This window comes from Candidatus Brocadiia bacterium (assembly GCA_041658285.1).
GTDB lineage: Bacteria > Planctomycetota > MHYJ01 > JACQXL01 > JACQXL01 > JBBAAP01.
Genome location: JBBAAP010000001.1, coordinates 74,109 through 88,751 on the forward strand (window position 1 = coordinate 74,109; position 14,643 = coordinate 88,751).

General features: G+C 41.4%; 14 protein-coding genes. 1 reads left to right on the forward strand and 13 read right to left on the reverse strand.

Translation table 11 applies throughout. The annotated features are described in order from the left end of the window. Positions 1-9 precede the first annotated feature (9 nt). The 13 genes from WC980_00270 to WC980_00330 form a co-directional block, all read right to left on the reverse strand. Entirely contained in the window at positions 10-750 is a 741-nt protein-coding gene (locus WC980_00270) for a F0F1 ATP synthase subunit delta (GenBank protein ID MFA5793492.1), read from the reverse strand. Positions 751-753: 3 nt separating this feature from the next. Next, a complete protein-coding gene (locus tag WC980_00275) occupies positions 754-972 on the reverse strand; it encodes an ATP synthase F0 subunit C (protein MFA5793493.1) in 219 nt (72 codons plus the stop codon). 5 nt (positions 973-977) lie between these two features. Continuing rightward, positions 978-1,196 (reverse strand): hypothetical protein, encoded by a 219-nt coding sequence (locus WC980_00280; protein MFA5793494.1) that lies wholly within the window; start codon positions 1,194-1,196, stop codon positions 978-980. A 9-nt stretch (positions 1,197-1,205) separates the two neighbouring features. Then, entirely contained in the window at positions 1,206-1,433 is a 228-nt protein-coding gene (locus tag WC980_00285) for a F0F1 ATP synthase subunit epsilon (protein MFA5793495.1), read from the reverse strand. A gap of 32 nt (positions 1,434-1,465) precedes the next feature. After that, positions 1,466-2,302 carry a glycosyltransferase gene (locus tag WC980_00290; GenBank protein MFA5793496.1) on the reverse strand — a complete coding sequence of 279 codons (837 nt, stop codon included), beginning with the start codon at positions 2,300-2,302 and terminating at the stop codon, positions 1,466-1,468. 11 nt (positions 2,303-2,313) lie between these two features. After that, positions 2,314-3,258, reverse strand: coding sequence for a methyltransferase domain-containing protein (locus tag WC980_00295; GenBank protein ID MFA5793497.1), 945 nt, complete (start codon positions 3,256-3,258; stop codon positions 2,314-2,316). Positions 3,259-3,293: 35 nt separating this feature from the next. Beyond that, positions 3,294-4,394 (reverse strand): glycosyltransferase, encoded by a 1,101-nt coding sequence (locus WC980_00300; GenBank protein MFA5793498.1) that lies wholly within the window; start codon positions 4,392-4,394, stop codon positions 3,294-3,296. A gap of 2 nt (positions 4,395-4,396) precedes the next feature. After that, positions 4,397-5,251: a class I SAM-dependent methyltransferase gene (locus WC980_00305; GenBank protein ID MFA5793499.1), complete on the reverse strand. Its 855-nt coding sequence runs from the start codon at positions 5,249-5,251 to the stop codon at positions 4,397-4,399. Between the two features lie 32 nt (positions 5,252-5,283). After that, entirely contained in the window at positions 5,284-7,224 is a 1,941-nt protein-coding gene (gene asnB, locus WC980_00310; protein ID MFA5793500.1) for an asparagine synthase (glutamine-hydrolyzing), read from the reverse strand. A gap of 32 nt (positions 7,225-7,256) precedes the next feature. Further along, the gene (locus WC980_00315) at positions 7,257-8,531 is read right to left on the reverse strand and encodes a flippase (GenBank protein ID MFA5793501.1); all 1,275 of its coding nucleotides are present in this window, start codon (positions 8,529-8,531) and stop codon (positions 7,257-7,259) included. Between the two features lie 44 nt (positions 8,532-8,575). After that, on the reverse strand, positions 8,576-9,694 hold the full coding sequence (locus WC980_00320; GenBank protein MFA5793502.1) for a glycosyltransferase: 1,119 nt from the start codon (positions 9,692-9,694) through the stop codon (positions 8,576-8,578). A 162-nt stretch (positions 9,695-9,856) separates the two neighbouring features. Next, positions 9,857-10,609 carry an FkbM family methyltransferase gene (locus WC980_00325; protein ID MFA5793503.1) on the reverse strand — a complete coding sequence of 251 codons (753 nt, stop codon included), beginning with the start codon at positions 10,607-10,609 and terminating at the stop codon, positions 9,857-9,859. Between the two features lie 115 nt (positions 10,610-10,724). Continuing rightward, complete coding sequence (locus WC980_00330; protein ID MFA5793504.1) at positions 10,725-12,221, reverse strand: polysaccharide biosynthesis C-terminal domain-containing protein; 1,497 nt, start codon at positions 12,219-12,221, stop codon at positions 10,725-10,727. Between the two features lie 142 nt (positions 12,222-12,363). Here WC980_00330 and WC980_00335 point away from each other — a divergent pair, with 142 nt between their 5' ends. Continuing rightward, positions 12,364-14,637 (forward strand): HEAT repeat domain-containing protein, encoded by a 2,274-nt coding sequence (locus WC980_00335; GenBank protein MFA5793505.1) that lies wholly within the window; start codon positions 12,364-12,366, stop codon positions 14,635-14,637. Positions 14,638-14,643: the final 6 nt, after the last annotated feature.

A 14,643-nucleotide genomic window follows, 5' to 3' on the forward strand; every position in this document is an offset into this window, starting at 1 on the left:
CAAAAAAGGCTATTCTTCCTTTATCTTGGTTATTGTCTTTTTCAAAAGGCTGTTAAACGTTCCGTCAATAATAGTGCTGCCAATTTTGATGTAAATGCCCGCCCCGCCGGTGATTGACAGATTACTGTCCTTTTTCTCCGTCAAAGTGATATCCTTCTGAGCGGCGGTCGAAAGCGCCTTCTGAAGCGACTCCTTATGCTCGTGCGAGAGCGGATAACAGGAAAATATTTCAGCATGATCACTGTCGGAAAGACTCCGCCCTTTATGATGGGAAATATCGCCAACCGCCTCGCCTATAAGGTGGTTATGTATGAGCAAAGCTATGTCCTGGTCTATTGAGCGCTTAAATAATTCAGCCGCCACAATAAGCGCTTGGTTATTTATCTCAACGCTGGATTCCCTCTTTATAGATTGGACTTCTTCACGGGCATCGCGCTGGATGGCTTCGCGCTCGTGGTTGGCGTCTTCTATTACGCGCTTTTTATCCGACAACGCCTTTTCTTCAGACTCCTGTATTATTCGCTTGGCTTCTTTGACGGCTTCTTCTATTTTCTTCTTGTATTCCCTTTCTGAATCGTCAAGCTTCTTTTTAAGGTCCACTTCACGCCGGAGGTTCTCTTCATTAATCCGCTGAAGTTTCTGGATGGCCATATTGGACTGGGAAGCGAGATAGTTGCGGAACAAAAGAGCAAAGCTTCCGAATATCACGATGAAGCCTATAGCAATCGGTATAATAATATTCAAATCCATATATTACTTAAACAAATTAAACACTACCAGCAGCGCGATAATCGCAATGCTTTCAGCGAACAAAAAACACATAAGCATGGCCATCTGTATTTTCGGAGCGGCGGACGGATTACGGCCCAGCGCCATGATGCTGGCATAGCCCACCGCGGCGATGATAAATGACGGCCCGACGGTAACAGTCAGCAAAACCAGGATCGTCGCGATTGCTTTTTCCAATGACATATAATTTAATTGAATACCTTAAGCACCAGTGATAACGCCCCGATAGCGCCGATTTCGGCTATGACTAAAAACAGGAACATCCGTAGCATTACCCGGGACGCCAGCGATGGGTTCTTACCCAAAGCATTAATGCTGGTATAACCGATTATGGCAATAATGAACGACGATACCAGCGTAATAATCATTAAAATCAATGTTACCGTTACAACCTTGCCCAGATGCATAATAATTTATCAATAAGTCAAAATAAGCAATTCGTTATTCTGGTCCATCCGGGCAATACCGCCCCGGACATCAAAAAACAAGTCGTTTATCCTGATTCGGCCCGGCCGCAGGGTGCAAACGACAGGCATATGAAATGCCAGTATCTCCAGTTCACCGCCTTCGCCCGGCAGAAAGACTGATTCGACCAGCCCTTCGTAAACTACCTCTTTCTGATTTAAAATATTTACCCTAAACATTGATTATTATATACTATTAATACAAATTACTGTCAATTATTTCGTCTTAAGCGCAATATTAGGCTTCCCAAGCTTAAAGCGTAACCTATCGCATATAATACTTTCACACTGAGTAAAATAGCTTTAAAATTAATGAGCGCGGAGCAGATTTGTACAAAACCGCGGAATAACCTGTAAACAAGGCTGTGGCGCGGGACAAAATCCGTGACTTCACCCGTCGGCGTGTCATAAACCAGGTCCGGATGAAACCAAAAATCAATAGCCGACCCTTTGCCGCGCTGGAAGGCGGTTTTTACCAAAACCCGCCAGTTCTCAGGAGGCGGATGGAACACCCATGTATCCGGGACTATAACAACCCGATAGCCCGCTTTCCTGACTCTGGCCCGCAGGTCCGGGTCATCGCCGTAAATAAGATTCTCGTTCTCCTGCCCTACTTTCATATAGACATCTTTTTTTATGGCCATACCGGCGTGAGTAGCCATATCAGAATCCCTGATGGTTTTTATGACAGGAAATTGGAAACGCCCCATTTGTTCGGCGCATCGCTTCTGGAAACGGTTGGCATCAGGAGGAACCAGTTGCGAAGCGCCTGAAATTCCTATGGAGCTGTCGTGAATTACCGGTCTAATCAGGTTCTCGATTACGCTATTATTCCCAAGGATTATGTCATCGTCAAAAAAGACTAATATTTCTCCATGCGCCCTAGCGGCGCCGATATTATGCGCCCGGGCGCAAGGTCTTTCACCTTTGACTATGATTAATTCAAAATCAGAAATGGTCTGCTCTTTAAGCGCACTCACCAACCGGGGAACATTACCCTGACGATAACCGTCAAGCGATGGAACTATAATACTGATTTTCGGATTCATAAGCAACCGAATTATTTCTGGTATTGCCCGACAAAGTGAAGGCCAAATTTGCTAAAAACCCTTAATAAATATTTTTCGGTAAAAATCCCGATCTTAACCAATAATCTATTGAAATAAGCCGGAAAATACTGGAAATAACATTCGTGGGGAACAAAGAGATTCTGTTCCAGGTTAAGACGGAAAAATCCCGCTGATTTCAAATAGTATTCGAATACCCGGCGAAACATCGGTTCATCATAAACTAAATCTCCCTTAACCCAACCCCTTAATAGATCTCTTAGAAATCTCGGAACAGCAAACATCCATTGCCATAAGAATATGGCCTCACGCGAAGGCGTCGAGAATATGAAACGTCCGCCCGGCTTAAGCACGCGATATATTTCTTTAATCGCGGCCTGCTTATCATAAATATGCTCCAGTACTTCCGAGGAAACCACAATATCAAATGAATCGTCAGGGAACGGCAAAGTTTGGGCATCGCCGACAATACCGACAATATTGGGTCTACCTTCCTTTTTTTTACGGTAAATAAGGTTACGAATATTACTGTAAACTACGTCTAAACCAAAAAATTCCAGATTTTGCATCGGGAATATCTTCAGTATTTCAAAAAATAACCACCCTACTCCGCAACCGACATAAAGTATTTTACTACCTGGTTGAGGGCGCAACCATTCCAAAATCCGCCCCGTGATACGCGAATAACGATAATCCTGAACAAAATCCGGAACAAATGGCTGCACCCATTCGGCCGCGGTTTCATAATACCCTCTTTTGGAATAAAATTCCTCAAACTTATCGCGGTCCCATGAGACTGAACCTTGACCTCTTTGATGCTTCTCATTAGAAGCATCAATTACTCCATCCTTCACAGGATATATTGTCCCGCAGCTTACACACAAGAATCTGCCATCTTCAATACCAAAATCAGTAAACTTGGGATCAATCAATTCCATCCTGTTGTGGCATTTATAACACAAAAATATTTTATCTATTTGCATAAATTATCGTAAAGTGATTCCAATTCCTTAATCATTCTCGGATAATTAAAATACTCTTTGACTCTTTCGTAAGCTTGATAACTCAAACGAGCGCGCAAACCAGGATCTTTATATAACCTATAAACGGCATCTGTAATTGCCTGCGGGCTTTTAGGCGGCACAAGCAAAGCGGTCTGCTCATTAACGATAACATTGGGGTACTCACTAAGTAAAGTAACAACAACGGCTTTCCTCATTGCCATTGACTCTAAAACTGATTTTGGGATTCCCTTTATTAAACAAGGATGTACAATAACATCAAATTGATTGATTACTTGAGGTATTTCCCTGCACGATCCTAAAAGCGAAACATTTCCGCGGATATTCAGATTTAATATTTCATCTTCCAGATTATGACGCAATGGTCCATCTCCAACCAATACCAAATGGGCATCTGGAATGCATTTAAGTATTCCAGGCATAGCTTGCAATAAAAAATCATGCCCTTTTATGGGTGAAAGCCCCGCAACCATCCCGATACAAAACTTACCTTTACCAATTACTTTTGTTATGCAATTGTCGTCAGCTCTTTTTATATCCGGGTTGAACTTTCCGACATCAATTGAATTGTGAATACAAATTATTTTATTAACCGGTATTTTTTCGTCTTTGACAACAGAGTTAAGGACCTCCTTATCAATTACAATAATCTTGGTTGTTATAGCAGATAATCCCCTGTCTATCATCATTTGAACTCTATTCATCATCTGGGTTGTATTCCGCATATGAGCGATAATAACCGGGACACCGGCTAAGTAAGCCGCAATCCGGCCAATCATATTTGAAGCAAAAAGATGAGTATGAACAATCTGTATATCCAATCGATGCATCAGATACGCCAGCTTAAGAATTAACCACGGCTTCCATCTTCGAAAACCCAAAACATGCACCTTGATTCCATAAGATTCTATCTCCGGCACAAGTTCCCCCCCGCCGAAAAGACAGCAAACAGTTATGCGATATTTTGTTTTATCCAAATATTTAAGCACTGTGCTGAAGATTACCGGTCCGCCAAGCCGGAGGTCATCAACAACGTACATTAAATTTATCATAATCAAAACTTTTGAGCTAAACAGATTATACTTTCATTATGCCTATCCCCACATAAAAACCATGTGATTTTGCCTAAACCATCAAGCATTGCACCTAACGTACTCCGACAGCTTGACTTGAGGTTAATACGAATGTCAGGCTGTATTCTTAATACTTTAAAACCTGATGCTTCCACCAACCCCCTTAAAGTAATCTCGGTAAAATAGAAATAATGAATTTCCGTCGAGTTCTCACTAAAAAAAGGCCTATTAAAAACCAAGTTCAGGTAAGATAGTCCCGTATTAAAGGAAGGAACGGCAATGAACAAATATCCGCCCTTCCTGATAACTCGATGAGCTTCTTGTAAGGTTGAGGCCGGATTGAACGTGTGCTCAAGAGAATGCCACATCGTAACCACATCAAATGATTCCTTCTGTAATTTAAGTTCTTCTAAGTATCCAATACGGTAATCCAACCCAATAGATTTAAAATACGAATGCGCCTCATCCATTAAATCTGTTCCGATTACATTAAATCCTTGGTGATGAGCCGTTTTAATGAACATCCCCTGCCCAGCGCCTACATCAAGCAATTTACCATTATTTATATACCCCTTAACCAAAGTCAATCGTTGACGATTAAGTTGAGCAATCCGTTTATAAAGCTCATTTTGTTCCGTATAAAATTTATCTATGGTCTGGGCGTAATATGACTCAAAATAGCTATCCTTGTGAAACTTTTTATGTTCGACCCTATCCGGCCTTGGATTAAGAAACACTAAGCCACATCGGCGGCATTTAACCATACCGTAAGGACTGGGTTTCTGCAAAGTAATGAACTGATTACTGCCGCACAATATGCAATTAATCGTTTCCATATATTTCAAACCTGAACAATACGGCAATATAGCTATCCGAAAAACGCCCTCAGCCACATTTCCAGGTTAACCCAACGCCAAATATCAGTAAATTTTATCGTATCCCGTGAAAGCATGCTGTCTATGCTCCCAAACACTTTATCGGGCATAATAAATTCACCGCATAAAACCTTACTCCCTTTAAAAAGATTCTTTATGTTATCCCGGTTTTCAGCCAGCCACTGTACTTCCGGCGTTGCAAAACCTATTTTATCCCGGCGTAGGGCTATTTCCTTAGGTATAACACCTTTCATGGATTCTCTCAAAATCCACTTGGTTAAACCATCTCTTATTTTATAATTATATGATAACGAGAAACAAAACTCGACAAAACGATGATCTAGAAAAGGAACTCGCGCCTCTAAAGAAAATGCTGATGAGTTCTTATCCTCATATCTTAATAGTGCAGGCAATCCATACTCCAAAGTATCCGAATATAAAGTCCGGTTTAAATCATTCGTATATTTATACCGTGCTTCATAAAAACTGTTAATTCTCCCCTTGAATTTTATCGCCCAATCTTCCCTCACCGCAAATGGCTTACTTTTTACAGATGACTCCTGATACAATGCCGCCAGAGAAGAACGAGCTAAACTCCTTAAATTTGAAGGTAACCGACTGTATATGATAAAAAGTAATAACTTAACTTTTTGATATGGGGTTGAAAAAATGCTATGCCGCCATTCGTAAAAAGCCTTTGACAAATCACCTTTAGAAATAAGGCTATTCAACAGAATTGCCGGATAATTGAAATACCCGGCCAAGAGCTCATCGGCCCCTTGACCGTCCAGAAGGACTTTAACTTTGTTCTGAGATACTAGCTTCATCACACAAAACTGTGCGTATATACTCGTAGATCTGAATGGTTCTTCCTGATGCCAGATCAGCTTAGATAAATCATTCCACAACTCTTTACTGCTAGGAAAAGTCTTATGGCTTTCAGCCGCGGTTTGCTGAATTACCATATTCATAAATTTCTGCTCATCCACACGCTTGTCATCATAACAAGCCGAAAAAGTTTTCTGGTGCGCCCCTATTAATTCCGGTCTAACCACCTTATGCTGAAGCAATAGACGATTTATCAGACAAACAATTGATGAAGAATCAAGCCCACCCGAAAGACATGTCCCCACAGGAACATCACTTCTCAATCTTATTCTAACCGAATCCTCAAGTAAATCGCGAAAATTGCTTACGACATCATGCTCGTTCGCACCTTTATCAATAACTCCTATGGCACCCGCCTCAATATTCCACCATTTATTTATTGTAGCATTATTTTTACTATCTATCAGCATATAATGCGAAGATTTAAGATGTTTTATTCCGGCAAAAAATGTATCCTCGGAATGGTCTACATAACCGGTAGTCAGGTAGTCATATAATATCTCATGATTAATCTTTTTAGCAACAGCCGGGTGTGCCAAAATAGCCTTGATCTCAGAAGCAAATACAAAAATATTTTTATCGTGGTAATAGTAAAACGGCTTAATTCCGAAATAGTCCCGGGCGCAGAATAATCTTTTATTGCGGCTATCCCATAGCACAAATGCCCACATTCCATTAAAACGCCTAAGGCATTCGGTTCCCCACTGTTCATAAGCATGAAGAATGACTTCAGTATCACTGTCAGAATTAAACTTATGCCCGAAATTTTCCAGCTCCTGTTTTAGTTCCAAGTAATTATAAATTTCCCCGTTATAAGTTATCCAAAGAGTTTTATCCTCATTGGCCATTGGCTGGTGTCCGGCCGCGGACAAGTCAATAATTGATAACCGCCTGCTGGCCAAAGCGATAAATGGAACGCTGTTTTGCGAAAGCCAATAGCCTTCATCATCAGGGCCTCGATGTATAATCTGGTCGTTCATCCGTTTAACCAAACTCTGATTAACGCCAGATTTATCTAAAGAGTAAATACCGCAAATTCCACACATATTTTAGCTACCTCAAGAATAAAAATTAGTTCCTATCTTTTAAAAACAGAGCGTAAACTCAGGAAATCAGATATCTTGGGTAAAATAATCTCTCCCAGTGAAATCTTTGTTTGTTTTTTATACAGCAAAATTATAACAACAGTTGCTGTAATATAAGAGATTGACGTAGCTATAGCAGCTCCATTAATACCCCAGCGTGGGATCAAAATAACATCTAAAATAATTGTTACTACAAATGAAACAGCCGCAACTATTGTATTATAATGCGGTAATCCGACTCCTGCCAGGTAACTTGCGATAACCGTGGTAAACGAAAAAATAACCACACCTGGTAAAAGCAGTAAAAACGGCAGAATCGATTCGCTAAAATCACTTCCGAATAATAAAGTAATTAAATATGGACTGATAAAAGCTATAATAAGAGCCATCAGTAAAGTAAGATAAAAAGTCACCCGACTGTAGATTGTGGTAATCCGAGCATTTTCCCGATCATCACGGCATGCTGATACATAAGGGAACAATACCGATGAAACACTGTTACCAAGATGCCAAAGTGATTCCGCCACTGCGACCGAAACAACATAAAACCCCACATAACGCGGCCCGCAAAACCAGTTGGCAATCAAAACATCAATCCGGTAGTTAAAAAATTGCAGTACATTGCCCAAATAACCTTTAACACCGAAAGAAATACTTTTCCCTAATACCTTAAAATCTAAAACAGGGTTGCCTACTGATACTTTTCTTGATAAGTAAATACTATGCATTAGGAATAAAAAAACATTTGAAGCTAGTATTATCAAAATGACTGTCCTCACAGTTGGGTAATACGATAGAATAATTATGTATGCCAACAGGATAAAAATGGTATTTAAAAAAGAGAATATATTAAGTGCCTTTATCTCCTGCAACCCCCTAATAATTCCGCTGAAATATGTAGTCACCAGGATAAATGGTAATGAAATAGCGCACAACAAAAGAAGATGATGTTCAATACCACGGAATGCTGAGGGAATAACTAATATAATAATTTTCGCCACGCCAATCAGAATAAGACCTATAAATATCCCGCTGGACAAAGAATTCCAGAACAAAACAGATGGTTTCTCCCTGGTAGTAAAATAAACATTGGCAAAAGTAATTCCAAAATCAGCTAAAATAGTCAGTATACCAACCGTCATTAGAATCACACCTAGAACCCCCCGACCCTCGGCCCCCAAAAAACGTACAAGAATAATGGAGGCAACGGCGCTAATGATAAAAGTCACAATTCTGGTTCCGAAAGTATGAACTACGTCAGTACGCATATTATTTAACTATTCGGACAATCAAATTACTCCCACCATAAAAGCTATTTTATGCAGTTTTTATAAACCATATCAAATTGATGCCCCACAGCTTTATAGCTAAATTTCTCTCGGGCATAATGGGCAATTGCTTTTGTATCGTAATTTTTAAAATGGTCAAGCATATACTCAATCTCATTTTTCAGGGCATTGATATCTCCAGGCGGAACTAAAAGGCCTCTCTCTTTGGTTATAACTTCAAGAGCAATACCAGTTGTTGTGGCAATAACCGGCTTGCCAGAAGCCAATGCTTCTACTGTCACAACTCCAAATGTTTCAAAAAGACTCGGGATAACAATAAAATCGCTTTGGCGCATAAATTCCGCTACCTCATTCTTTGGCTTTATCCCATGGAATCGCACTTTGTCTTTCAACCCTAATTTTGCAGTTAATTCCTCACATCCCATATAATCAGGACTACCACCAACGATATCCAATACAAAATCATCCCTATTCATTCTAATAATTGACAGGGCCTCCAAAAGATAATTTATCCCTTTTTCGGGCCTTAATAGCCCAACAAAAAGTATTCTCTTTTGCGCTTTATTCATTGCTTCCTTGTATAATGGAAAAAAAATCCCCGTGTCAACAACATTCGGAATAACACAAAATTTATTCTTAATGCTCAAATTAATCATACCATCTCTTAAGCAGTTACTGACCGGCATAACCACCCTTGCCTGCAACATCGCCCATCTGGCCAATAACTTCTGCCGGAATGTTAATTGAGAATGCCCAATAAAACCAGAATAGTGCTCAGTAATCACTCCCGGTCGATGATAAAGTTTAGCTAATAACAAACCAGCCATACCAGCCTCGTGAGTATTTGAATGAATAATATCCGGTATATAACCCTGTTTCCTAAGATAACAAAACGCTTTATATACCGCACATAATTGAGAAATAACAGTAGTGTATTTAATTGGAACCCTGTAAAATACCCTAATGGTACGCAATCCATCCTCTATACTATCCGATATGGGCAACTTCGCCGAAGCAATTTCCGGATAAAGCACTATTATTTCGTTATATAAAGAAATTGCTTTTGCATGTTCACGGACAAAAATACCAGCGATAGAGCTAGCCGTACTGGGATACCACGAAGTGACAAATAAAACCTTCATAAGAAAACGATAATATTATAGATGCGATTATGTATTACTTTCTACGGGATGCGCTCTGCCATAACGACATATTCCAATTTAGTTAACCTTTCAAATACCCCATTTTCTTTAAACACGAAAAAAACATACCGAGTAAACTATTAATTCCCCATATTTTTACACCTAATCCCGAATACAGAATAAATTCCACTCTTCGTGACGCTCATAAATCTTGATTAATTCATCCACACCCATAGAAATAATCTTCGACTGTTCCTCATCTATGATATTAAGTTTAAATCCAAAAGATTCTAATGTCATCAGATATTCTTCCGGTTTAGTCCCGGCCCTATCAAGACCCTCCGGCCAGAATTCACTGATGATTTTTATCTGCCGATTGTTATTAAGTAAGTTTATCATGCCCTTAACTACCCGTCCTTCGGCCCCCTGGATGTCCATTTTTACAAAATCCACTTTACCCTTATAATCACTAAAATAATCACTAAGAGATACCATATCTACATCAATATAAGGCCGGTTATCATCGGAATCAAATATCCGATTATCTCCTTTATTATCGCCGGAAAGATATAATCTAATCTTACCGCCCACATCCGATACCGCTTTTTGAATCAACACCACATTCTCATATTTATTAATCTCAACATTCTTCTTGAGTAATTCAAAATTATCCGGTTCCGGCTCAAAAGCATAGACTTTACCTTCATCTCCCACCAATCGCGCGAAAAGGAGGGTGTAATATCCGATATTCGCCCCGATATCTAATACAATGTCCCCCTTTTTCACATACTGTTTAACAATACTCGTTTCAAGCGGCTCATATACACCATTCATGGATAAACTAAGCGAATCATACGGATCAAGAAACATCTTATGCCCCTGAACATCCGCTAAATCAGGATGCGCATTAGCCACAATCTTGCGGTATATCTTTGGCCAAATAACCGACATCGGATAGAATTTAGTCAGACCGTATCCGGAAAAAAAATAAAAAGTCTTTTTAAATGCCTTAAATAACAGGTGTTTCATTTTATTCTGAACTCTTGCCTCTTATAAACGCCAATTTTGATATGATAGGTTCTCTTAAAATATACAAAACCGCAAAATAAATAATAGCGCCCCAAATAATCTTTATAATCAAACCAGGTATCAAACCTAGATTTATAAATTTACTAACGCCAAAATCTACGCTAAGATACATAACCACCGCTGATATAAGCGATTTTATCAATGTATCTAAAGGTATCCTTATTCTAATAACCTTGTTATTAATCCAATACGAAGTAACCGCATACGCAAAATAAGCAATCAGTGTCGCGGCCGCAGCCCCGATGATACCCCATCTTGGTATCATCACCATATTAAGCAGTATATTAAGAACACCCGCGCCGGATATCAATATCGCAATAATCGAGGGCCTTTCCTTTAGCTGTAACGGCAATGTAAAATATTGGCTCAACCCGAAAAAGAATACGCCACCAACCACCCACGGCAATACAATGTAACTGCCGTGGTATTCAATGCCCATCATTATCTTCACAATATCCTGCCCAACAGCAATTGTGCCGAATGCCGCCGGGATCAAAATCATAAGATAAACCCCAATAAACATCTTCAACTTATCACTGACAAGCTTTTCTCCATGTTTTACATATGTCTGGATGATTATGGGCATAACCGCCAAAAGTAAAAAGTTATATGCATAATTCAGGCAAAATTCAGCTACTTTATAACCAGCGCTATAGATACCAACATCAGCAGTACTGGAATAATAATTTATCATAAAGCGATCAGACAGAGAAAGTAAAACAGCCCCTAATAAAGTCCCTAATTGCGGCAATCCAAACAAAACCACTTGTTTTACTATACGCCCGGAAAAAGACGACCATTTTACGCTGAGTTTCCTATAAAGATCTATTATCCCCGGGATGGATACAATGCCGTTAGCAATAACAGCCGCATAAATAATATTGTCCACCCTGGCCGAAAAGTAATAAAGAAATATGCCGATAAATACCACATTCAACACAGCTACGATTGAGGAATACAGGCTGTATTTAAAGGGCTTCCTCTGCAATTGAAATATGAAAATTATAAATGTATAAATCCGCCCAGTCACTAACAACAATATAGCAATTTTCAAAAGCTGGCTGAAACTGACATCATTGCTATAAAATAAGGCCATCCCATAAATAATGGCGCCAACAATACCGGCCATCAAAATATTAAGGTTAATAATCGTTCCCATAAACAGGGATAGTTCATCATTCTGTTTATATTGATCATAATACCGCCAGACTGAATACCCTATCCAATCAAAACCCAATGTCCCGGCAAAAGTAACGGTCGCGGTAACTAAGGTCAGCAACCCATAGTCATCCGGCTTAATCATCCTGGTAATAATCGCCGTAGCAACAAAACTGGTAATTAGCGGCACTATTTTGGAAGGAAGATAGCCCAGCAAGTCCTTGCCCAGCTCCCGAACATGGGAAATACCACCCTGCGTTATTTCTTCGTTATCCACCATATATATATTTCGGCAAATGCACTGGCTAACCCTATCAAATTGAACTATGCAAACTATTCCATATAAACGCCTATTTTGCCGATTAAATATTATTATTTTGTATTGACAACCAATTATGAACGGATAAAATAACTTTACGTTTATGTACAAAAAACTATCGGCGCTTGCCCTATTATTGATAGCCCTTAATTCCTGCAAAAGTTACGAATTACAGTTTCCGTCAAATCCAACCCTTGACAGCAAAGGCACAACTTTGACAGACGACATCCAGCCCGTTTCAACTTATGACGAAATAGAACATCTAAAACAGAAACTGGTCTCGCCTTCACCGGAAGAACGACTCTTTGCAGCTGAACGCCTGCTTTATCTGGATAATAAAACCTCGGCTAAAATAATCACGAACGGTCTCAAAGGAGATAACGAAGAAGCTGCAAAAACCATAATGACCGCGCTGACCACCAACGGCAAGAAAAACGGCACCCATAAACCAGAGGCCCGGGCCAAAACGGTCGAGCGCTTCCTTGAACCTATCGTCGGGCTACTTGACCGGGCAAATACCCCTATCCTGCCGTTAGTTTACGACTCGCTTAGATTCGCTGATCCTGAAAAATCGGCTCGCCTGCTCATTATATCGCTTAACCAACCGCTCAAAGACGAAATCATCCGCAGCCAAATCGTCCGTGGCCTGGCCTATGCTCCAACCAAAAAGAGCGTTCCGTTCCTGCTTGGACTTTTCAACAACAAGAAATCCGACCTCAACACTGAAATCAACCGGACTTTATACGCCATAACATTCCAGACCTTCTACACCAAGGAAGAATGGTTGGGCTGGTGGAACGACAATAAATATGCCTCACGCGAACAGTGGCTCAACCTAGCCATCATTACCCAGCTGGATATGCTCAAGCAGAAGGACGCCCAGATCGAACAACTCAAAACATCCCTTTCAACCATGCGCCTGGACCTAATGAAAATCCGCATCGAGCAGGCCAGAGCCCAGCACGATGATATTACAGTCCTCAAATACCTGACCGCCGCTCTGGACGATGAATCTCCCCTAATGCGAAAATACGCCATCGAACAGCTTAAAACACTGGATAAAGAAGTAACCAAGCAGTTGATTACTAAATTAGTTGAAATAATAAACCAGCCTATCCCAGCCCGATCTGATGCCAAAGCTGAAGAAGACATTCGCATACAGATTATAGCGCTTCTGGGCGATTTGGGCGATGAAAAGGTCGTTCCCTCACTAACCAACATCCTGTCCGGCGCCAAAGAGCAAACCATACGCGATAAGATTTATGCGGTTTTCGGCCGGATTGCCACGCCCACTGCGGTCGCGCCGTTATTGCTCGGATTAAAGTCCGAACCGGAACCAACCATCCTAATCATACTTGATTCACTCGATAAAATAAAATCACGCGAGCCCGTACCAACCATCCACGAATACCTGGCACTGCCGGAAATCAAGAATAATGAGAACATCACCCGGGCCGCAATCGAACTCCTGGGCAACCTTAAGGACCCGACCAGTGCCGAAATCATCGCCCGCTACCTGGAAGATACCCGCAAGAACGTCCGTTGGTCAGCCGCCAACAGCTTCGGCCGGATGGGACTGCCCGAATACGCGCCCAAGCTGGTCAAGTTACTGTCTGACGAATTCCCGGACGTCCGCCAAATAGCCGCCGAATCGCTGGGCAAGATGTCCAATAAGGAAACTATCCCGGATCTGGTCAAATCAATGCTGTCCGACAAGGACTCGCGTACCCGCCAGCTGGCCGCCGGCGCGCTGGGGCGGATTAAGGACGCCTCGGCCATCACCCCGCTGCTCCAAACTATGGGCGACCCGGATGAAAAAATAGCCTCCGCCGCCTGGGCCGCCGTCAACGCCATTATCGCCGACAACCTCGACCTGATGGAAGAAATCGGCCAGAAACTTGAACTGGCCAACCAGCTCACCCGGGCCATGGAAATATACCAGAAAATCATAGCCCACCCGGCGCTCCAAGCCGATGACGCCAAAGCGCGGCTGGTCAAGAACAAGGCGCCGCTGGCCCGCATCCTGGTCGGGCTTAAATACTACGAAAAAGCCATCCCCCATCTCCAGGACGCCCAGAAGGCCTACCCGGAAAAACTCATATTCACCAATATGCTGATTGAATCATATAAAAACCTGGGGCAACACGACGCGGCCATAAAGACCTGCCTGGATATCCTGCCCGACCTGAAAGTAGATTCCAACGACTGGTGGGACATCCAGATAGAGCGCTTGTCCATATTGAAACTCAAAACTGATTACCAGATGGTCATATCCGAAAGCAAAAAACTTCTGGATAACCCCGCAATACTGCCCGACCCAAAAGTCCGTATCCAGGCGATAAAAGCGGAATGCGAAAAGCTGGCTAACCCGCAATAACGCATA

Coding starts and splice junctions, on each gene's coding strand:
- WC980_00270 (MFA5793492.1), bottom strand. CDS start 750: ATGGATTTGAATATTATTATACCGATTGCTATAGGCTTCATCGTGATA.
- WC980_00275 (MFA5793493.1), bottom strand. CDS start 972: ATGTCATTGGAAAAAGCAATCGCGACGATCCTGGTTTTGCTGACTGTT.
- WC980_00280 (MFA5793494.1), bottom strand. CDS start 1,196: ATGCATCTGGGCAAGGTTGTAACGGTAACATTGATTTTAATGATTATT.
- WC980_00285 (MFA5793495.1), bottom strand. CDS start 1,433: ATGTTTAGGGTAAATATTTTAAATCAGAAAGAGGTAGTTTACGAAGGG.
- WC980_00290 (MFA5793496.1), bottom strand. CDS start 2,302: ATGAATCCGAAAATCAGTATTATAGTTCCATCGCTTGACGGTTATCGT.
- WC980_00295 (MFA5793497.1), bottom strand. CDS start 3,258: ATGGAATTGATTGATCCCAAGTTTACTGATTTTGGTATTGAAGATGGC.
- WC980_00300 (MFA5793498.1), bottom strand. CDS start 4,394: ATGATAAATTTAATGTACGTTGTTGATGACCTCCGGCTTGGCGGACCG.
- WC980_00305 (MFA5793499.1), bottom strand. CDS start 5,251: ATGGAAACGATTAATTGCATATTGTGCGGCAGTAATCAGTTCATTACT.
- asnB (MFA5793500.1), bottom strand. CDS start 7,224: ATGTGTGGAATTTGCGGTATTTACTCTTTAGATAAATCTGGCGTTAAT.
- WC980_00315 (MFA5793501.1), bottom strand. CDS start 8,531: ATGCGTACTGACGTAGTTCATACTTTCGGAACCAGAATTGTGACTTTT.
- WC980_00320 (MFA5793502.1), bottom strand. CDS start 9,694: ATGAAGGTTTTATTTGTCACTTCGTGGTATCCCAGTACGGCTAGCTCT.
- WC980_00330 (MFA5793504.1), bottom strand. CDS start 12,221: ATGGTGGATAACGAAGAAATAACGCAGGGTGGTATTTCCCATGTTCGG.
- WC980_00335 (MFA5793505.1), top strand. CDS start 12,364: ATGTACAAAAAACTATCGGCGCTTGCCCTATTATTGATAGCCCTTAAT.